The sequence below is a fragment of the Acidobacteriota bacterium genome (assembly GCA_028875575.1).
Lineage (GTDB): Bacteria > Acidobacteriota > Terriglobia > Versatilivoradales > Versatilivoraceae > Versatilivorator.
The window spans coordinates 11,739-32,174 of sequence record JAPPDF010000098.1; the positions used below are offsets into that span (position 1 = coordinate 11,739).

Annotated in this window: 13 protein-coding genes; 6 read left to right on the plus strand and 7 right to left on the minus strand. The window is 64.3% G+C overall.

The genetic code is table 11. The annotated features are described in order from the left end of the window. Window positions 1-243: 243 nt before the first annotated feature. From OXI69_16610 to OXI69_16620, 3 genes are read left to right on the plus strand one after another with little or no spacing between them, the layout of a single operon-like run. Window positions 244-5,952, plus strand: coding sequence for a hypothetical protein (locus tag OXI69_16610; protein ID MDE2667766.1), 5,709 nt, complete (start codon window positions 244-246; stop codon window positions 5,950-5,952). 38 nt (window positions 5,953-5,990) lie between these two features. Then, window positions 5,991-6,125, plus strand: a complete 135-nt coding sequence (locus OXI69_16615) for a hypothetical protein (GenBank protein MDE2667767.1) — start codon at window positions 5,991-5,993, stop codon at window positions 6,123-6,125. After that, window positions 6,122-6,307 carry a hypothetical protein gene (locus OXI69_16620; protein MDE2667768.1) on the plus strand — a complete coding sequence of 62 codons (186 nt, stop codon included), beginning with the start codon at window positions 6,122-6,124 and terminating at the stop codon, window positions 6,305-6,307. The genes OXI69_16615 and OXI69_16620 overlap by 4 nt, the downstream gene beginning before the upstream one ends. A gap of 39 nt (window positions 6,308-6,346) precedes the next feature. On the opposite strand, the gene OXI69_16625 is transcribed toward OXI69_16620, so the two are convergent. The 3 genes from OXI69_16625 to OXI69_16635 all read right to left on the minus strand — a co-directional run bounded on the left by OXI69_16625 (window position 6,347) and on the right by OXI69_16635 (window position 10,838). Continuing rightward, window positions 6,347-7,582 (minus strand): cytochrome P450, encoded by a 1,236-nt coding sequence (locus OXI69_16625; protein MDE2667769.1) that lies wholly within the window; start codon window positions 7,580-7,582, stop codon window positions 6,347-6,349. Window positions 7,583-7,663: 81 nt separating this feature from the next. Then, window positions 7,664-9,232, minus strand: a complete 1,569-nt coding sequence (locus OXI69_16630) for an Nramp family divalent metal transporter (GenBank protein ID MDE2667770.1) — start codon at window positions 9,230-9,232, stop codon at window positions 7,664-7,666. A gap of 40 nt (window positions 9,233-9,272) precedes the next feature. Further along, window positions 9,273-10,838 carry a sodium/solute symporter gene (locus OXI69_16635; GenBank protein ID MDE2667771.1) on the minus strand — a complete coding sequence of 522 codons (1,566 nt, stop codon included), beginning with the start codon at window positions 10,836-10,838 and terminating at the stop codon, window positions 9,273-9,275. Window positions 10,839-11,060: 222 nt separating this feature from the next. Here OXI69_16635 and OXI69_16640 point away from each other — a divergent pair, with 222 nt between their 5' ends. The 3 genes from OXI69_16640 (at window position 11,061) to OXI69_16650 (ending at window position 15,071) form a co-directional block, all read left to right on the plus strand. Further along, window positions 11,061-12,017: a D-2-hydroxyacid dehydrogenase gene (locus OXI69_16640; protein MDE2667772.1), complete on the plus strand. Its 957-nt coding sequence runs from the start codon at window positions 11,061-11,063 to the stop codon at window positions 12,015-12,017. 88 nt (window positions 12,018-12,105) lie between these two features. Then, the gene (locus OXI69_16645) at window positions 12,106-13,989 is read left to right on the plus strand and encodes an Nramp family divalent metal transporter (GenBank protein MDE2667773.1); all 1,884 of its coding nucleotides are present in this window, start codon (window positions 12,106-12,108) and stop codon (window positions 13,987-13,989) included. Window positions 13,990-14,063: 74 nt separating this feature from the next. Next, complete coding sequence (locus tag OXI69_16650) at window positions 14,064-15,071, plus strand: hypothetical protein (protein MDE2667774.1); 1,008 nt, start codon at window positions 14,064-14,066, stop codon at window positions 15,069-15,071. A 47-nt stretch (window positions 15,072-15,118) separates the two neighbouring features. Here the strand turns inward: OXI69_16650 and OXI69_16655 are convergent, their stop codons facing one another. The 4 genes from OXI69_16655 to OXI69_16670 form a co-directional block, all read right to left on the minus strand. After that, window positions 15,119-17,074 (minus strand): ABC-F family ATP-binding cassette domain-containing protein, encoded by a 1,956-nt coding sequence (locus OXI69_16655; GenBank protein MDE2667775.1) that lies wholly within the window; start codon window positions 17,072-17,074, stop codon window positions 15,119-15,121. A 152-nt stretch (window positions 17,075-17,226) separates the two neighbouring features. Next, the gene (locus tag OXI69_16660) at window positions 17,227-17,988 is read right to left on the minus strand and encodes an aldolase/citrate lyase family protein (protein ID MDE2667776.1); all 762 of its coding nucleotides are present in this window, start codon (window positions 17,986-17,988) and stop codon (window positions 17,227-17,229) included. Window positions 17,989-18,002: 14 nt separating this feature from the next. Then, window positions 18,003-18,893, minus strand: coding sequence for an SMP-30/gluconolactonase/LRE family protein (locus OXI69_16665; GenBank protein ID MDE2667777.1), 891 nt, complete (start codon window positions 18,891-18,893; stop codon window positions 18,003-18,005). 184 nt (window positions 18,894-19,077) lie between these two features. Then, window positions 19,078-20,415 (minus strand): sodium:alanine symporter family protein, encoded by a 1,338-nt coding sequence (locus OXI69_16670; GenBank protein MDE2667778.1) that lies wholly within the window; start codon window positions 20,413-20,415, stop codon window positions 19,078-19,080. Window positions 20,416-20,436: the final 21 nt, after the last annotated feature.

The window sequence follows — 20,436 nt, forward strand, 5'->3', positions numbered from 1 at the left end:
GCAGGCCAAGACGTAACTATCACTGCAACCATTTCCCCCAGCACCGCAACTCCCGACTCGGACCTGACCGTAGCGGTTACCAACATCGGGTACGGCATAACTCACACGAACCCTGTTATCGCAGCCGGCGAGTACCAGGGTACGGGAACCGCCACCGACACAGGGGGGGCTCGGGGGCGAAACATATCTGTTGGCTTCCACGCTCCCGCCGGTTACAGCCACGGAGGGGGGTGCAGTTTTACCGTGGCCGGCGGCGGACCTCCTCCCCCTCCGCCTCCGGCAACGTCGGTCACCCTGTCGGTTGCCCCGGCCAGCTTTGCCGAGGACGACTCAGCAACCGCCGTTACCGTCACGGCGACCGCAAGTGGCACACTCGCGTCCGCGACGATTGCTCTTTCTCTGGGAGGCACGGCCAGCTGGGCCGATTACACCGTGACCGGCACGCAGTTGATCCAAATCACCAACTCCAGGACCGGCTCGACGGTGCTGATCTTCACACCAATCCAAGACGTAGTCTACGAGGGGGATGAGACCGTTACCATCTCCGGAACTGCGTCCGGATTGTCGGTGACCCGGGCCGTGCTGAACCTGGTCGATGACGAGGCGGTGCCGACGGTCACGCTGTCGGTGAATCCGCGGAGCTTCGCCGAGGACGATTCGGCGACCGCGGTCACGGTGACGGCCACCTTGAGCGGGACGATGAGCGCAGAGGCGAGGGTGGCGTTGGCGCTGGCAGGCACAGCCACGTCGGCGGATTACGGGGTGACGGGGTCGCAGTCGATCACAGTAGCGGCCCTGGTCAGCTCGAACACCACAACCTTGACTTTCGCGCCGGTCCAGGATGTGGTCTATGAGGGCGACGAGACGATCGAGGTGAGCGGCGCGGCCACAGGCCTGGTCGTGATCTCGGCCACCCTCACGCTGACCGACGACGAGGCGGTGCCCACCGTCGCGTTGTCCGTCAACCCGGCGAACTTTGCCGAAGACGACCCGGCAACCCCGGTTACGGTGACGGCGACCTTGAGCGGGGCGATAAGCACGCAGACGACGGTTGGGCTGACCCTTGCAGGCACTGCCACGTCGGCCGATTACGCCGTAGCCGGAACGCCGGCGATTACGGTCGCGGCGCTTGCGATGAGCAACACGACGGTGCTGACCCTCACGCCCGTTCAGGACCTGGTCTACGAAGGAGACGAGACGATCACGGTGAGCGGCACCGTTGCGGGGCTCGTGGTGACCGGAACCACCCTCACGCTGACCGACAATGAGCCGGTGCCCACCGTCACCCTGTCGGTTGCCCCGGCCAGCTTCGCCGAGGACGACTCAGCAACCGCCGTTTCCGTCACGGCGAGCGCAAGTGGCACACTCGCGTCCGCGACGATTGCTCTTTCTCTGGGAGGCACGGCCAGCTGGGCCGATTACACCGTGACCGGCACGCAGTTGATCCAAATCACCAACTCCAGGACCGGCTCGACGGTGCTGATCTTCACACCAATCCAAGACGTAGTCTACGAGGGGGATGAGACCGTTACCATCTCCGGAACTGCGTCCGGATTGTCGGTGACCCGGGCCGTGCTGAACCTGGTCGATGACGAGGCGGTGCCGACGGTCACGCTGTCGGTGAATCCGCGGAGCTTCGCCGAGGACGATTCGGCGACCGCGGTCACGGTGACGGCCACCTTGAGCGGGACGATGAGCGCAGAGGCGAGGGTGGCGTTGGCGCTGGCAGGCACAGCCACGTCGGCGGATTACGGGGTGGCGGGGTCGCAGTCGATCACGGTCGCGGCGCTTGCGAAAGCGGGCGCCACCATACTGACTTTCACGGCCCGAGACGACCCGGTCGATGAGACCGACGAGACGATCGAGATTACCGGCACCTCGGGCGGCTTGTCGGTCACCGGTACGGTGCTGACCCTCCTCGACAACGACGAAGTGGGACTGATTCTGTCCGAGATGTCATTGACGGTCGATGAGGCCGGGGCCACGGCCACCTATACGGTGCAGCTTGCGACATTGCCCGCCGACCCCGTTACCGTCAATCTCACCAGCCAGGACAGCGCCATTGCGACCGTTTCCCCGGAGACGCTTCTCTTCAATCCCTCCCAGTGGAACCGGGCCCGCACGATAACGGTGAGCGGCGTCAACGACGACGTGGACAACCTTGAGGACAAGCGCGAGGTGACCATTGACCACCAAGCCTCGGGGGGGGACTACCTGGCGGTCACAGCCACCCTTGCGGTCGTCGTGCGGGACGACGACCGCGCCGGTGTCCGCCTCATGCCCGAGGAGCTTCAGATCGATGAGGGCGATACAGGTTCCTACACCCTCGAGCTGACTTCCGAGCCTCTCGCGGTCGTGGTCCTGAACCTCACACGCCTCGGTGACGGCGTTGACGAGTTGGACTGGGATCCGAAGCGGCTGACCTTTGCGCCTGAGAATTGGAATCAGCCGCAAACGGTCACCGTGACCGTCGCCGAGGACATCGACACCGCCGATGAGGTGGCGCTGCTGCGCCACACCTCCACCAGCCAAGACCCCAGATACGACCCTATCGGGATCGATGACCTTGAGATCCTCATCGATGACGACGACACTCCGGTCACCTCCGCCACCCTGACTCTCAGCGACCAGGAAATCGCCGAATACGAGCCTGCGGCCGCGGTAGCGGTCATCGCCAGGCTGGATGCCGTTACCACCACTCCCCGCATCATCAGCCTGTCGCTGGCAGGCACGGCCTCAGCAAGAGACTATGAGGTCGGCGGCGAGCTCGCCATCACCGTCGATCCCGGCGACGACACCGGCCAGACCCTGCTCACTTTCGTTCCCATCGATGACCCCCTGGTCGAGGGGGAGGAGACCATCGTCGTCAACGGCGCTTCCCCCGGATTGACCGTTACTCCGACCGTCCTCACTCTCGTTGACGACGATACCGGTGGCGGCGAGCCGATCGGCAACCTATCGGTCGATATCGATCGCCTCACTGAATCCGCCCGCGACACTCTCATCACCGTCACCCTCACCCTGCGCGAGGGTCTTGCCTTCGACGAGTTGCGCACCTTTAATGTCGCCGTGCGCGAAAGCGGCCAACCGGATGCCGTCGATTTTCAGCCTGTACTGCCTCTCTCCATAACCCTCTTATCCAACAGCTCACTCGGCCATTCCACCTTCCTTCTTCGCCCCGACAACGACCTCGTCGATGAGATCGACGAGACCATCGCTATCGCTGTTGTCGACAGTTCTCTCCCCGTCAACCCTGCCGAGATCATCCTCGTGGACGACGATGCGCCGCCTACCGGGATTTCGCTTTCCGTGGATGATTCTGACATCACGGAGGGAGACCCCCCTACAGACATCACTCTCACCGCCACAGTCGACGGCGGCACTGCCTATGCCCGTACGATCGCCCTCTCCCTCTCCCTGGGCGGAACAGCCATAGAGGGAGAGGAGGGAGACTATACCGTCTCCGGAATCCTCGGCGTCACCATCCCGGCCGGCCAGCATTTCGCAACCACCGTCCTCACCTTCATGCCCGTGGACGACAGCCGGGACGAGCTTCATGAAACGATCGACGTTACCGGGAGCACTCCGGGAGGACTTCCCGTCACTCCGGCCTCATTGACGTTGCTGGATAACGACGAGTCCCTGCTCAGCCTGCGGGCTGAGCCGCGGAGCATCCAGGAAGGCTCTGGGCCGGTGGCGGTCACTCTTACCGCTGCCATACGTAGCGGCACGCCGTACAGCCAGCCTCTTTGGGTTTCACTGCAGTTGGGCGGAACGGCTCTCAGAGCCGCTGACTACACCGTGTCCGGCTCCTTGACCGTTTCCATCCCCGCCGGCGAGCTGGAAGCCTCTACTTCTCTATCCCTGGCTCCGATCGACGACACCTTGGACGAACCTGAGGAAACCATCGAGATCGTCGGAAGCGCCAGCGTCGGCTTCTCCAACACCGCCACTGTCCTCCTGATCGACAATGATATTCCCCCGACTCGGATCTACCTGACGGCTTCCCCGGCCAGTCTCAGCGAAGCTGCTCCCCCCACACGTGTGTTTCTGGAAGCCCGCCTTGAAGGCGATACCGCTTTTTCTCGCGACACTAGAATTGCTCTTGAGCTTGCCGGGTCCGCCGTTGCTACGGTCGACTACGAGCTCGACGGCCTCGCCGATCCTTTCGTGATCCCTGCCGGCCGGTTAAGCGCCACCCGCGAGCTCACCCTCACTCCCATTGACAACCCTCATCCTGAGGGGGCTGAGCAGATCCTCATCGGTGGAACCGCCCTCGTGCCAGTGGTTTCGGCTGAGATAACCCTTTTGGATGACGACGGCGAGGACCTCGACATAAGCTTCAGCCATTCCCACTACACCGCCAACGAGTACGGATCCCCAGCCGAGGTTACTATTACGGTGACCCCGGCCGCCGATCGTTCCGAGCTGATTTCCCTGTCCGTTGTCCACCTGGGCGGAGCTACGATCGACGATTACCAGGGATTACCCCTGGAAATTGCCATTGACGTCGGCGACCAACTTCTCACTTTTACTATTGAGGCCTTACCGGACCAGGTCTACGAATCCGGAGAAAAGATCCAGCTTCGCCTGGATTCACCCTCTACCAGGCTTACCTTCAACCCTATACCTTCAGCCACCGTCGCCTTTGTCGAACAGCGTTCCATCGACGAGTTTTCCAGCGAAGCCCAAACCGTCCTGGCGCTTTCGGCCCGTGCCTGGTCCGACAGCATCCAGTCCACTCTCGAGGAACGATTCAGCCGCGCCCGCCAGACCGAGCAGTGGGGCGGCTGGCAGGCCGACTACCAGGAGGCTTCCCCGGCCGTTTCACCCATACCCTCAACTACCCGCTTGAACTCGCCTTCTTCCATTGCCGATCGCATCATTCCCGGGGACTGGCTCGCCACCTGGAGACAACGCAACGAGCGGCGCAACATGGGCGTGATCCAACCCAGGCTGTCGCTCAGCAAGCTCCTCGCCAGGATCAAGGGCTGGAGGCCCGTCCTCTGGGCCGAAGGCAACACCCATCATTTCTCCGGCAATCTTCGCACCCTCGACTACCAAGGAGGCTTCCAGGCTGCCCATGTCGGCCTCGATCTGCGCTCCGGCAAGAAGACCCTCCTCGGTGCTTCCCTCATGCGCGGCCGATCCCTGATCGATTACTCCGATGGAGCGGTCCTCGACGGCGAAACCCAGGCCACCCTCTACTCCGTCCATCCCTACTTGCACGTCCAGGCCACCGATCGCATCGCCCTTTGGGCGCTCGGCGGCTTCGCCACCGGCCCCGTCGCTTTCCGCGAACTCGACCGCGACCACGATATCCGCGCCTTCGGCCGTCTCGCCGGGGGAGGCGCTCGTTTTCTCGCCAATAGCTGGGAACGCCGCGAACTCGCCGTTCGCACCGATGGCGACGTCGCCTGGATCGGCGCAGACCTCCAGGAGGCCTCCGCTACCATCGGCGGCCTCGCAGGCCGTCTCCGCCTCCTGGCTGAAATCACCCAGACCCTGCGTCCTTTCGGTCAGACCGTTGTTGTTACGGGTGAAGCCGGCGGCCGCCTCGACCGCGGCGCGGCCCACCGCGGCGCCGCGCTTGAAGCTGCAGGCCGCATCAGCTGGCGCAATCCCGAAAAGGGCCTCGACCTGTCAGCCCACGGCCAATCCCTTCTCTGGCATCAATCTTCCTTCCGCATTGGGGGTGCCGGCATCCAGGCCGGCTGGGACCCCGGAGCCGAAAAACGGGGCCTAGCCGTCCACTTCGCTTCCGGCCGAGGTTCCCGCGCGGGTAGAACACGCCTGTTCCATGATCCCATCGACCGCCTCCTCCAACCAGGAGCCGCTCTTGACACCGAGATCGAGCTCGGCTACGGAACAGGCGTTCGCAATCGTCTGCTGACGCTGACGTTTCGGCTCCGGGGTCTTTCCGGTTGGACCGCCGCCGTCGACCTGCGCTGACGGCGGCACTTTCCCGCAGAGGGGGAGCGGAGAATAGAATGCCTAAAACTCAACAGACACTGACAGAGATCGATCGACAGCTTCGCCGCGACGTGTCGCCGCCTCCCGGCGTGCCAGCCTGGCGCGAATGCGGATGTTGGCAGGAGGACGCCTTCTGGGAAGAGGAGTGGTGACCCCCGTCAGGCGCCTCCGCAGGACTCGCCACGGGAAGCAATTGAGTGTCGGGAGCGAGTTCGACCTTCAACCCACCAGTCCCGACACCAACCCTTTGAACCTGGAACTTGAAGGGTTCGAGGGAAAGGAAGCCGGGGCGCGGACATGGGGCCTGCGCATCCGCATGTCCATTCCGATCTGAGCCCAGCGCCAGCCGGCGAAGAAGCCCGATCCATCCTCCTCAACCCACTCTGAACCTTACCGGCAGCGACTTCGGAGTGCGCAGCGAGACGCCCTCCTGCCACTCCGGGACCTGGTTTTCCATTTGCAGTTCCGGCAGCCGCAGCAGGGCCTGGAAGGCGATTTGTCCCTCGATGCGCGCCAGGGGCGCCCCCAGGCAGTGGTGGACGCCGTAGCCGAAGGCCACGTGGCTGTTGTTGCGGCGGAGGATGTCGAAGCGGTCGGGTTGGGGGAACTGCCGCGGGTCGCGGTTGGCGGCTCCCTGCATGGCCCAGATGCGCTGGCCCCGGCGCAGCCTTTGGCCTCGCAGTTCGAAGTCGGTTGTCACCACCCGGGAAATGCGTTGTATGGGGCCGTCGTAGCGCAGGCATTCCTCCACGGCGGGGGCGATCGAGGCCGGGTTCTGTTGCAGCTTGCGCAGTTGGTCGGGGTGCCGCAGCAGGGCCAGCAGGCCATTGCCGACCAGGCCGGTGGTGGTCTCGTGGCCCGCCTCCAGCAGGAAGGAGCAGATGCCGAACAGCTCGGCCTGGCTGAGCCGGTCCCCCTCGGCCTCGACCGCGATCAGGTCGCTGATCAGGTCGGCGCGCGGCTGTCGCCGGCGTTGTTCGAACAGCCCGCCCAGGTAATCGGTCAGCTCCAGGACGCTTCGGTTGGTGCGGCGGGCTATGGCGGGGTAGTCGGCGCTCACCCCTTCCATGAAGACGGTCAGGTCGTCGGCCCAACGCTTGAACCGGTCCCGGTCCTCGGGGGGCACGCCCAGCAGCTCGGCAATCACGATGGCCGGAAGCGGGTAGGCGAATTCGGAGATCACCTCCAGGCGTCCCCTGGCTCGCGCCGGCTGGAGCAGCTCCTCGGCAATGGCCTCGATCCGGGGCCGGAGGCGCTCTATGGTTCCCGGCGTGAAGGCCCGGTTCACCAGGGAGCGCAGTCGGGTGTGGTCGGGGGGATCGTAGTACTGCATCCAGGTGGAGAGGAGCCGCCGCAGGGGCTCCACTTCCGCCTGAACTTCCCGGGGGAGCTGGGCCAGCAGCAGGCTGAGCCGCTCCGCCGTGAGGCGCGGGTCGTGCTGCAGGGCGAAGCGCACGTCGTCGTAGCGGGTCAGGATCCAACTGTTGGCCTGCTCGCTCCAGTGGACCGGGTCTTCCGCGCGCAGTTGGTGGTAGAGGGGGTAGGGGTCGGCCAGCCTGCCCCGGCAGAAGAGCCTGTATTCGTTCAGTGACTGCCAGTCCCTTGCCATGGTTCAAGCTCCGCGCCTGAGCCTCTGGTTCCTGCAGCCCCGGCCGCACGCCGCGCCCGGTCTTCCCTTGACCGCGCCCCTTCAAGCCGGGCTCTCCTCATACAGAAACCGCATTCTCCAGGCCGCCAGCATGCAGCCGGACAGCAGGAGGATGAGGAACCCGTAGCCCCACACCCCCTGGTAGCTTGCCATGGCCCTGATGGCGGTGAAGAGGAAGGCGCTGCCGGCCGCCAGGTTGATGGCCTGGAGGAAAGCAGGTGCACGCAGGGGTCGGGACAGAAACCTGCGGTCGGCCCAGATGTTGGCGAAGCAGAAGAAGCTGGCCGCGAAGCTGGTGAAGATACCTGCCGGGGTGACGATGTCCAGCAGGTCGAAACCCGGCTCCACCGCCCCGGTCTGCTGCAGCCAGCGGAGGGTCCAGAGAATGATCAGGGCCGGTAGGAGCGTCCAGCCGTAGGCGGCCGCCCGCAGCAGCCGGTGGTTGATCCGCCGGCGCAGGGCGGGCAGGCTGTCCAGGTAGGAGGACCAGAGCCGGTAGGCCATCTCCGGTCCGCCCAGCAGAATGCCGAAGAAGGCCAGGAAGATGGCCAGGTCGTAGAGAGGCTTGAGCCAGCCGGCCAGGCCGGTCAGGAAGGCCGCCTGGTAGCTGACAAGCTCCAGTCCGTCCGGGACCAATCGCTGCGGCTGCAGGATAAGCGCTCCCATCAGCGTGAAGGCCACCGCGATCAGGACCACGCAGACGAAGCTGGTGACCGTGTCGATCAGTGCCGCCCGGATCCAGATCCGGCCCGGGTGGTTTCCGCGGGCGGCCACCTCGCGAAGCTGGTCTCCCGCCACGGCCGGCAGGTGGCTGCGCCCCCAGCGTTTTTCCCGCAGGAAGGCCACGTAGGCGAGGTAGTCCTCGGTGCCCCCGCCGATGACGGCCACGTAGACCAGGACTTCCACCCATTCGGAGCGCTGGCTCAGCTTGGGAACCACCTGGAAGGCCCACTCGGGGTACTGCAGCGCATGGGGTATCAGGAATCCCTTGAGGGCGGCCAGCCAGTCGGGACGGATGTAGAATACGGCCACGAAGACCGCCAGCAGCATGATGGCCAGGATGAGGAGCTGGGCCCTTTCCAGAAAGTGGTAGCCGCCCCGCCAGAGGAGGGCGAGGGCCACCAGCACCCAGAGGGTGGCCCAGAAGCAGTGGTCGGCATACCCCGAGACCTGGGCGCTGTGGGTTCCCAGAATCCCCGACAGCCAGGAGTACCAGAGCGGCAGGCAGAGGACGGCCACCGCCACGATGGACAGGGGGAGCCAGCCGCGCGGGCCGGGCAGGTGGGTCCAGCGCTGAAAGGGATGGGCGCCGCTGAGGATCATGTGGCGCATGCTGGCATAGGCCATGCCCCACTTCAGCAGGGCTACCGCCGGGTAGATCCACAGCAGTTGGTAGCCGAAGAGGGCGCCCCCCCGGGAGGGGAAGACGATCTCTCCGCTGCCCACCGTCACCGAGGCCACGATGGCGCCCGGGCCGAAGAAACGAAACCAGGCCAGGGGGTTGCGCGACCACAGCGCCTCCGGAGGATCGGTGATGCGCGGCTCTTCCGGGGCTGCTTGACCCGGGGGCGGGCTGGCGCCGGTGGGTGCTTCAGATTCCGGATGAGGCATGTTGACTCTGTATTGGCTGGGTGCCTGGCCAGGGCTCGGCTCAAGCCTCTCCCTTCCGGTCCCACAGGGTCAGGCCCCGCAGTGAGGCCCTGGAGGAGGGAGGGGAAGCCAGGCTGATCAGGTAGCCGGGAATGACCGTGCCCGCGAAGCTGATGAAGGTCAGCCAGAACTTGGAGACCTGCTCGACGGTGGCAGCGGTGTAGATATCCGGCCCACCCGGCAGCAGGAGCCACTGCCCGTCGATCTTGAACAGCCAGTACTTGGTCACCAGCACCAGTCCGTAGCCCACCAGCGCCCCCAATGAAGCCCCCCAGCCCGTGGCCCGCCGGGTCGAGGTTCCCAGGACGAACATGCCGACCGCACATCCGAAAAACGGGGCCGCCACCGAAGCCATGGTGCCTACGATGGTGTCCTGGCCGGTCAGGAACTGCGCCACCACCGCGATCACGACGGCCCAGATCAGCGTCAGGCCACGGGCCAGCCGCAGGCATTGTCTGTCGGGAGCATCGGGCCGAATCAGCCGCTTGTAGTAGTCTTCCACGCAGACGGTGCTGATGGTGTGGGTTCCCGAATCGATGCTGGACATGGCGGCCGCGAATATGGCCGCCAGGATGAGGCCGGCCAGGCCGCCGTGCATTTCGTTCAGGACGAAGTGGGGAAAGGCGCGGTCGGCGCTCCCAACCCCCACGGCCAGTTCCGGGTTCAACTGGTGGTGGGCGTAGAGAGCCAGGCCCAGGCCGTAAATCAGCACGGTGACCGGTATCGACAGGAAGGGCTTGAACCACACCGCCCGCCGGGCGTCTCGCAGCGATCCGCAGGAGAGGTAGCGCTGCATGCTGACCTGGTCGGTCAGGTTGGCCACGCCGTTGACGGCGCCGGCGGTCACGGCCATCCAGACGGTGATGCGGGTCGCGGGGTCCAGGCTGAAGTTGAACATCCTCAGCTTGTCGTCGCGGACCATCACGGCCAGCAGTTCAGAGGCCGGATCCTTCCAGAAGATCAGGGCGACGGCTGCGGCCAGGCCCAGGGTGAAGAGGAAAAACTGCAGGACGTCGGTCCAGATGATGGCCTTCATGCCGCCCACCAGGGTATAGGCGGTGGCCACCGCCGTGGTCAGGACGATGGAGACGGCGGGCTCGATTCCGGTGAGTTCCTCGATGGCCAGGGAGACGGCCACCACGATGGTGGCCATCCAGGCCAGGCGCGAGATGATGAAGACCGCGCTGGCCAGGAGCCGGGTGGGAAAGTTGAACCTCCGTTCCAGGTATTCGTAGATGGAGGTCACCTTCAGTCGATAGAAGAAGTCCAGGAACAGATAGACCGCCAGGGGCACGCACAGAAAGCCGCAGATGCTGAAGAGGAGATACTGCAGGTCATACCCGTAGGCTTCGCCCGGCGTACCCAGGTAGCTGATGGCCGACAGCAGGCTGGCCAGTTGGGAGATGCCGACCGACACCCAGCCCATGGATCGGCCCGCCAGCAGGAAGTTGGTCGAGCTGGCCTGCTGGCGCGAAAATCCGAAACCGATCGCCAGCACCAGCAGGGCGTAGGCCACGATCAGCCCGTAGTCCATCCACTGCAGTTGAATCTGGCAGAGCAAAGCCAACGGTGTGACCTCCCGGGGTGGTCGTCACCCGACCGTCGTTCGGGGAAGGCAGGAACGGCATTGTACACCCTGGCTCGAAGGTTCGCTCACCGAACCTCGAGGCAGGGCGATTGGCCGGGTCGCCGGCAGGTGACCGTTGCCGGGCTTGACGGTCGCCCAGCGGTGCGGTAACTTCGGTCGAATTTTCTTGCAAACCGAGTGACCATTGGGGGGCTTAAATCCATGAAAGTTGTCCTAGACAGCGAAGCCGACCGCGAGTTCGTCGCGGATCTCAGGAACTCTTTTCCATCAATAGACTTCTGTGAAGCTCCTACCCAGGCCGATCAGATCCGGGAGATCCCCGACGCCGAGGTCCTGTTCGGGGCCATCACCCCGGCCGTCTTCGAGGCGGCCGGGAAGTTGCGCTGGTGCCACTTCGTGGGAGCCGGGTTCGACCCGCTGGTGCGCGGCAATCCCGCCTTCGTGGCCAGCGACGTGGTGCTGACCAACGCGCCCGCCACCCATGCCATCGCCATGGCCGACCACGTCATGGCCATGGTTCTGATGCTCGCCCACCGGATGGTGGACATGCTGGACGATCAGCGGGCCCGCCGCTGGGACGTCGACAAGTACCGGGCCCAGATTACGGAGCTCGACGGCACCACCATGGGGATTCTGGCCCTGGGCGCCATCGGCCGGGCCGTGGCCGTACGGGCCCGGGCCTTCGGCATGCGGGTCTACGGCGTGGACGTGAAGCCCATGGAGCCGCCGCCGGGAGTGACCGAGGCCTGGACTCTGGAGGGCCTGGACCGGTTGCTCGAGATCTCCGACTGGTTCGTGGTGACGGCCCCCCTCACCGACGGCACGGCAGGACTGCTGGGCCGGGAGCGAATCGGCCGACTCAAGCAGGGCGGCCGCCTGATCGTCATCTCGCGGGGCGGCATCGTGGACGAGGCGGCGGTGGCGGACGGGCTGAGGTCGGGGAGCATCGCCGGGGCCGGCTTCGACGCCACCAAGCCCGAACCCCCAGCGGACGACAGCCCGCTCTGGGACATGCCCAACGTGCTGATCTCCCCCCACGTCTCCGGCGACTCCCCCCAGACCTGGGAACGCCGCTACCGGATCTTCAAGGACAACCTGGAGCGCTACCTCAAGGGGGAGCCCCTGCTGAATATCTGCGACAAGCGGGCCGGGTTCTGACGGGGTGTGGGACAGGCAGGTTCGTGGCCGGGGTTCGGCGGGGAAATCGGTCCTTGCCCCGGGTCCCTACTTGTCCCATGATGTCACCATGACCAACGACAGCAACCAGAGACGGGACAACCCTCCGGCCCCGGATAACCCCGGCGAAGGGGCTGCCTCGGATCCGACCGGATTCGTTCCTCCCCATCCCGGTTCCCGGAAGATGCCGCGCTGGAACCCGGGCGAGCTGATCGACGCTCCCAGGTTCGTCCGGAAGCACTGGTATGCCTTTCTGGGACCCGGCCTGGTGGCGGGGGCGGGGGCAATCGGCGGCGGCGAGTGGCTGCTGGGTCCGCTGGTGACGGCCCGCTACGGGGGGGCGCTGCTGTGGCTGGCCACGCTAAGCATCCTGGCCCAGGGGCTCTACAACATCGAGATCAGCCGCTACACCCTCTACACCGGCGAACCCATCTTCACCGGCAAATTCCGGACCGCTCCGGGCCCGCGATTCTGGCTGGCCGTATACCTGATTCTGGATTTCGGCTCGGTCTTTCCCTATCTGGCCGCCACCGCGGCCACCCCGGTCATGATCCTGCTGCTTGGCGGCCAGATGCCCGACCCGGACGCGGTGCCGCTGCACTGGTGGATGCACAAGCTCACCGCCACCGGCATCTTCGCTGCCTCGGTGATTCCGCTGATTTTCGGAGGCAAGGTCTACAACTCGCTGAAGGCGGTGATGTCCTTCAAGCTGGTCACGGTGTTCGGCTTCCTGCTGATTGTGGCGCTGCTCTATTCCAGCCCCTCGACCTGGGTCGACATCGGGAGCGGCTTCTTCAAGTTCGGGACCGTTCCCGTTATGAGCGGCGAGGACCGCAACGGCAACGGAAGGCTCGACCCCGGCGAGGACTGGGACGGGGACGGCCATCTGGACGTGGTCGAACGACGGCTGGAACCTAGTGTCGACTCCGACGGCGACGGCCGGCCCGACACCTGGGAACGGGGCCCCCAGGGGCAACTGGTGAAGCACGAGGACCTGGACGGGGATGGATTCCTGGACGGCCCCAACGTGGAGAACGTGTTCGTTTCCTGGTTCGGCAAGGGGGTTCTGCCCACCATCGATTTCACCCTGATCGCCTTCATTGCCGCCATGGCCGCCATCGCCGGCAACGGCGGGCTGAGCAATACGCCCATCAGCAACTTCACCCGCGACCAGGGATGGGGCATGGGACATCATGTGGGCGCCATTCCCAGCATGGTGGGAGGGCAAGGAATAACCCTGTCCCACGTGGGGTCCGTCTTCGAGGTGAACCGGCAATCGCTGCCGCGCTGGCAGCGCTGGTACCGGCACGTGGTGCGCGACCAGTGCGCCATCTGGATTCCCGCCTGCTTCATCGGCCTGGCCCTGCCCAGCATGTTGTCGGTGGAGTTCCTGCGGCGCGGCACCGAGGCCGACCGCTGGAATGCGGCGGCGCTGACGGCCGAAGGGGTGGGCAGGCAGGCCGCCAACCCTCCCGAAGGCGTGCTGGCATCCATGACGGGGCTCTCGGAGATCCTGGGAGGCACTGCCTGGGGGAACCTCTTCTGGGCTTCGACCCTCTTTTGCGGGTTTATGGTGCTGGCCCCCACCATGGTGGGACACATCGACGGGGTGGTCCGCCGCTGGCTGGATACGATCTGGACATCCAGCTCCAGGCTCCGGCAGGTGGATCCGGCCAGGATCGGCAGGATCTACTTCGGGCTGATCATGGGCTACTCCGCTTTGGGCCTGGCCATGCTCTGGCTGAACGCGCCCACGGCGCTGATCAAGTTCGCCACCATCAGCTACAATTTCGCGCTGGGCATCAGTTGCTGCCATACCCTGATCCTCAACACGGTCCTGCTTCCACGGGAACTGAGGCCGGGCTGGTTCGTTCGCATCGCCATGGCTCTGGGCGGCCTCTTCTTTTTCCTTCTGGGACTGGCGGCGACCTTGCGGGAGCTGGGGCAGATTTGAGCCGTCACTGCACGGGGAGCGACTCGGTGAGATATGCGGGTTGAGTGGACCTGCAGGAAAGGAGGGTGTTTTCGATGACATTCAAGGGACGCGGCCGCAGGCGGTTGCTGGGAGCCGGTTTGGGAAGCTTGGCGGGATCGGCCCTGGCGGGTCTGGCCGGCTGCGCCAAACCGCGGGAGAAAGGAAATCCCTGGAAGTCCGCCCTCCATCTGGATGCCTCCAGACAGCGGGTCTCGGGAAGCGAGGAGGCGCTGGCGGCGGCCATCCGCCGTGGGGCGGACTTGCGCATCTTGACCGAGTTCAAGAACAACGAGCACATCGACACCAGTTCGGACAGCGCCGAGCTGATCGAGGAAGTGGCGGAGTTCGCCGGCACCTATCTGATGGAGGACCGGTGGGTGGCCGGAATCATGACCCTGCGCCAGCCCATCAGCTTGCCGGACGGCTTCGGGTCCCGGCCCTCCATGTCCTTTTTCCTCTACAACCAGGACGGCCGGCAAGCCATCGCCCGCCCCTATCTCGACGGGGGAGAGGTCACGGCCGAACCGGGCCCGTCGGAGCTGGCTGACCACAGCAGCATGCCCAAGTACCACCAGATGGACAGTTGGGACCAGGGGACCAATGCCCCCAGCAGCAACTTCGTCTACGATTTCGATCTCTTCAAGTACCTGGTGAGGGACGATTGGGAAGAGGTGCTGTCCCACAATGCCGAGGGGAAGGTGCTTTCGGGATCAGCCAAAGAGCTGGGCCGGCAGGTGGCGGACGGAAAGGAAGTCAAGGTTGCCATCAGGGGCCTCTGCGCCGACCTGGCAGGGAAGGACGAGCAGAGCGTCGATCACGAGGTCTTCGTCAAGACCGGGTCCTGCTACTACTACACGGAGCAGCGGCTGTTCATGGCCGGGACCCATCCCCTGGTGCGGGTCAAGCCGGGGGTGCCGCTAACGTACGAGAGTCGGGGGTGGGACTTCGGATGGCTGATGCCGCGCACCGACGGCTTTGTGGCCCGCCTGCTGCTCAATCCCTACACCCTGAAGTTCGAAAGAAGCCAGGGCCACTTCCCGATCCGCTGGTTCGTGCGCTGAGGGAGAAATGCCTGTGCCATGATCACACCCCTGGTGAGAAATGCGGGTTAACTCGGTGGTACGGAAGGCTTCCTGTCCGTTTCTTCCAGAGTTCTGGAAAGTTCCTCCCACTCTTGGATCATTTCATCCAACCGCTTGCGGTTGCGCTCCACCAGTTTGACGAGGCGGATTGATTCCTTTGCACTCTTGAAAGTTCCCAGATCCAGCTCCTGAGTCGCAATTTCCACTTCACACCGGGTGATTTCTTCCTCCAACCCCTGGTGCCGCTCCTTCATTTTCCGGACAAGAACGGGATTTATCTTCTTCCGTGGCAAAGGTGTTTGACTCCGGTCTCCGGGTCCCCCTGAATTCTCTGCGCGCGGCGGCTCCTCTCGATGGTCCCGTTGGAGCGCGACCTGGTTCTTTCGCCGCAAGTAGTCTTCATAGTTTCCGAGATAGTCCTGGAATTTGCCGCCGTCGATTTCAAAGATTCGCGTTGCCAGCTTGTCGATGAAATAACGATCGTGGGAAACAAAGACTACGGTTCCGCTGAACTCTTGCAGCGCTTCCAGCAGTACGTCCTTGGCTCGCAGGTCGAGGTGGTTGGTGGGCTCGTCGAGTAGCAGAAAATTGCGAGGCCGCAGCAACATGCGGAGGAGCGCATAGCGGTTGCGCTCGCCACCCGAGAGAACGCGAATCTGCTTGTAGACCTCGTCACTCGAAAACAGGAAGCAGCCGAGCAGAGTGCGCAGCTGCGTCTGGCCGCTCAGGGCACTGGGTGCGATGCTCGAGACGTCGTCGATCAGGCGGGCGTCTGGGTCGAGCTCCTTGTACTGGTCCTGTGCAAAATGGTCGACTTCCACGTTGTGTCCCAGCCGAAATTCACCTGCCGTTGCCGGCTCGCTTCCAGCCAGTATCTTGATCAGTGTGGATTTCCCCGCTCCATTCACCCCCACCAGGCCTATGCGATCCCCGCGGTTGATGACGAAGCTCATGCCCTGGAATACTGGATTGCCGTCATAACTCTTGGCGACCTCGCGAAACTCGGCCACCATGCTTCCGCTCCTGGGTGGCTGAGGAAACGCGAATTGGATAGTCTTTTCCTGGGCGGGTAATTCGATCCGTTCAATCTTCTCGAGTTCCTTGATCCGGCTCTGTACCTGCTTCGCCCTGGTGGCCTGGTAGCGGAAGCGATTGATGAAGAGTTCAAGGCGCTCGATCTTTTCCCGCTGGTTGCGATAGGCCGCCTGAAGTTGAGCTTGGCGCGCGGATTTCTGTGCCAGGTAGCGTTCGTAGTTCCCGATGTAAAAGTAGGCGCGACGATTCCACAGCTCGAGAATCTTGTTCACCGTGGCATCCAGCATGTAACGGTCGTGGGAGACCAGGACGAAGGCATACGGGTACTCATTCAGATACTGTTGCAACCAGTTGCGGGCCTCGAGATCGAGGTGATTGGTCGGCTCGTCCAGCAATAGGAGCCTGGGCTTGATCAGCAAGAGCTTGGCCAGCGCCAGGCGCATTTGCCAGCCTCCGGAGAGATCTTCCGTCGGACGGTTTGAATCTGCGGGCGCAAAGCCCAGGCCATTCAGCACCGTGCTGGCCTGCGCCTCCAGCGAGTAGCCTTCCCGACCCTGAAATTCGGTCTCGATCCGGTGATAACGAACCGTGATCCGGTGGTACTCGTCGCTGCGCGGATCAACTTCGGCCATCCGGTGAGTCAGGGCTTCCATTTCTTCTTCGAGTTCGAGCAGATGGCCAAAAACCGAGAGGCATTCTTCCAGAACCGTGCGCCCTGACAGTGACAGGCCATCCTGAGGAAGGTATCCGGCAGTCATATCCTTCGGCGCAGAAAACAGACCGCCATCGAGCGGCTCCATCCCCCCCAGGATCTTCAGCAGCGTTGTCTTGCCTGTCCCGTTCCCGCCCACCAGTCCAATGCGATCCGTCGACGTGATAAGCCAGTCGAGGTCTTCGAACAAGCTCTGGGAGCCGAAATGTTTTCTGGCTGCGGAAAGTCGAATCATCCGTGCTCACACCGATTGCTGGAAGAGGTCAGTTGGGAATCGGAGGTGGATCCCCACCTGGCAAACCACGCCGACACCCCCATCGCTTAGGGATTACAGAACCGCCAATACCATGTATTCCAACAATTCAACAGCCTCCCCTGGGCACCTCTTTACCCCCGCACGCCGCTCAGGAACTCCCCTATCGATTGCTTCAATAGCGACTCCAGGTTGATGCTGATGTAGCGTGCCCCTCGGGCGCGCCACTGGCGGGCCGCCTCGGGGTTGGCGGCCATGATGCCCAGGGACACCGGCGAGTTGCGCAGGCCGGCCAGGATTTCCTGGAGGCACTGCCGCATGCGGGGATGCTCGGGCTGTCCGGCCACCCCCAGCGAATGGGAGAGATCGGTGCGGCCCACGTTGACCACGTCGACGCCTTCCACCGCCAGAATCCTCGGCAGTTGCCGCACGGCTTCCGCCGTCTCCACGTAGAGGACCACCAGGGTTTCCCGGTTGGACTGGAGGACGTGATCCCCGAAGGAGAGCCCCTCGCCGTAATCGGCGGCCCTGGACGCAGACAGCCCTCGATTGCCCCTAGGCTGGAACTTGACGGCCGCCACCGCCCGTTCGGCTTCTTCGGCCGAGTTGACCTGAGGAACGATGATGCCCTGGGCGCCGGTGTCCAGAAATCTCAGGATGATCGAGGGGGAATTGGTGGTCACTCGCACGATGGGGGTGATGCCGTTCGACTCGGCGGCCCTCACCATCTCTTCGCAGGTGCGCGGGTCCAGCCGGCCGTGCTCGCTTTCGAACACCATGAAATCCCACTCGAATCGGGCCAGCATCTCCACCAGGGCGGGGTCGGGGTAGCGCACGAAGCAGCCGTATACGGACTCTCCTCTCTTGAGCTTGGCTTTGGTATTGTTGGCCCGCACGTCGAGATCCTTCTTCAGGGATAGAGCAGCCAGCCTTTGCGCCCGGTTTCGATTCGGTACAGCCGGCCGCAGACGGAGGTGAGGTAGAGCGTGCGCAGATCCTGGTCGCCCCAACTGCAGTTGGTGGGCCGCTCGCAGGGGGTCGGATGGCGTTCCAGGACGCGTCCTCGAGCGTCGAGGACGTAGATCATGCCGCCGGGGCCGCTCCTCTCCCAGCCGGCGGCGGCCACCAGGTTGCCCTCGGCATCCAGACACATGCCGTCGATGCCGCGGTGGGGGGCAAAATCGCGCAGGACCTCGCAGGGGCCCAGGGCGCCGTCTTCCAGAATGGGATAGGCTCGCAGTTGGCGGTCTCCCTGGAAGTCGCTCTCGGCCACGTAGAGCCTCCGGAGGTCCGGCGTGACCAGCAGGCCGTTGGGACGGGCGGTGTCATGGGTCATCCGTTGAATGGACCAGCTTCCGTCGCTTCGGGGGTCCAGTCGGTAGATGGATTTGTGTTCCAGCTCCGGCGGACCGATGGCCTGGGCCCAGTGGCTGCTGTAGTCGGGATCGGAGAACCAGATGCGGCCCTTGAGGTCGATGGCCAGGTCGTTGGGGCTGTTGAGCCTCCTGCCCTGGAAAGTGTCGGCGACGACCGTCCGGGTCCCGTCCCGGTGGTAACAGGCGATGCACCTCCCGGCGGCTTCGCAGGCGTAGAGCCGGCCGCGCCTGTCCAGCATCAGGCCGTTGGCCATGCGGGTGTCCCGGCGGTAGATTTCCGTCTTTTGTGTTTGGTGGGCATAACGCAGGATGCGGTTGTTGGGGAAGTTGCTGAACAGCAGGGCCTCGCCATCCCAGGCGGGTCCCTCCGTTAGCCCGAAGGGTCCCGCAACCTGCTGGAACTGCCATCTGGAGGGAGATGTCACCGGGGTTTCCTCCGAATTGCCACCTTGCACACTGGCCATGGGGAATCGATGTTCATTTCATCATTAACATCGATGCACAGGATGCACAGGATGAACAGGACGAAATGCTCATGCAAGAGAAGCTGGCTCGGGCGATGATCCTGTGCATCGATGTCAATGAATGGATTGCACAGGGGACCTGGGTTTACCGCCGCGCCGCAAAATAGCCTCGGGTCTCGGCTACGACGATCCCGCTCAAGCCCAGCAGGCCGATCAGATTGGGCAGGACCATGCTGCCGAGGCACACGTCCAGAAACGTCCACACGGTCTCCAGGGAGAGCATGGGGCCCAGAAAGGTCAGACAGACCCAGATCACGCGGTACCAGGGCACGAAGCGACCGTGGCCGAACAGGTATTCCAGTGCCTTCTCCGAGTAGTAGTTGTTGCCCAGGATGGTGGAAAAGGCGAAGAGGGGCAGCGTAATGGCGACGATCACATCCCCGTGCAGCCACAAGGGAAGGCCTTCCCGGAAGGCGGCCGTTGTCAGGGCGGCGCCGCTGGCTCCGCCCTTCCAGGCTCCGGTTCCCAGGATGATGAAGCCGGTGACGGAGCACACCACCAGCGTATCGATAAAGGTCTGAGTCATGGAAACCAGGGCCTGCGTCACCGGATGACGGGTCTGGGCGGCAGCGGCGGCGATTCCGGCCGTGCCCATGCCGCTCTCGTTGCTGTTGACGCCGCGGGCCACCCCGTAGCGGATGGCTTTCAGGACGGCGGCGCCGGCAAATCCTCCCACGGCCGCGGCCGGCGTGAAGGCTCCCCTGAAGACCTCTGCCAGCACCGACGGTATCGCCTGCCAATGAAGCGCCAGGGCCAGCAGGCCGGCCAGGCAATAGATGACGATCATGGTGGGCACCAGGGCGCTGGCGACCCGGGCGATGCTGCGGATGCCGCCCAGGATGACCACCGCGGTGACGGCGGCCGTGATGGCGCCGGTCCAGAGGGTGGGTACTCCCAGCCCGGCCCGCATGGCCTCGGCGATGGAGTGGGACTGCGTCATGTTGCCGCCCACGGTGAGGGTGAAAGCTGCCAGAAAGGCATAGAGGGCGGCCAGCGCCGGCTGGTTGAATCCCCGGCTCAAATAGTGCATGGGCCCGCCCGACATCTCGCCGCGCGGACCCAGGATGCGGTACTTGACTCCCAGCAGGGCTTCGGCGAACTTGGTGGCCATGCCCACCAGTCCTGTTACCCACATCCAGAACAGGGCCCCAGGGCCTCCCGAGACGATGGCGGTGGCCACCCCGGCGATGTTTCCGGTGCCGACCGTGGCCGACAGGGCGGTCATCAGGGCCTGGAAGTGGGTGACGTCGCCCTGGGCTCCGCTCTCTCTGCGCGTCACCAGGGCCAGGTAGAGGGAGGACCAGAGCCTTTGGAACTGCAGTCCCCGCAACCGGACGGTCAGGAACAGGCCAGTGCCCACGGTCAAGGCCAGCATCGGGGGGCCCCAGACCAGGTTGGCCAACGTTTCCAGGAACTCTTGCAGGTTCACGGGCAGTCTCCTTGA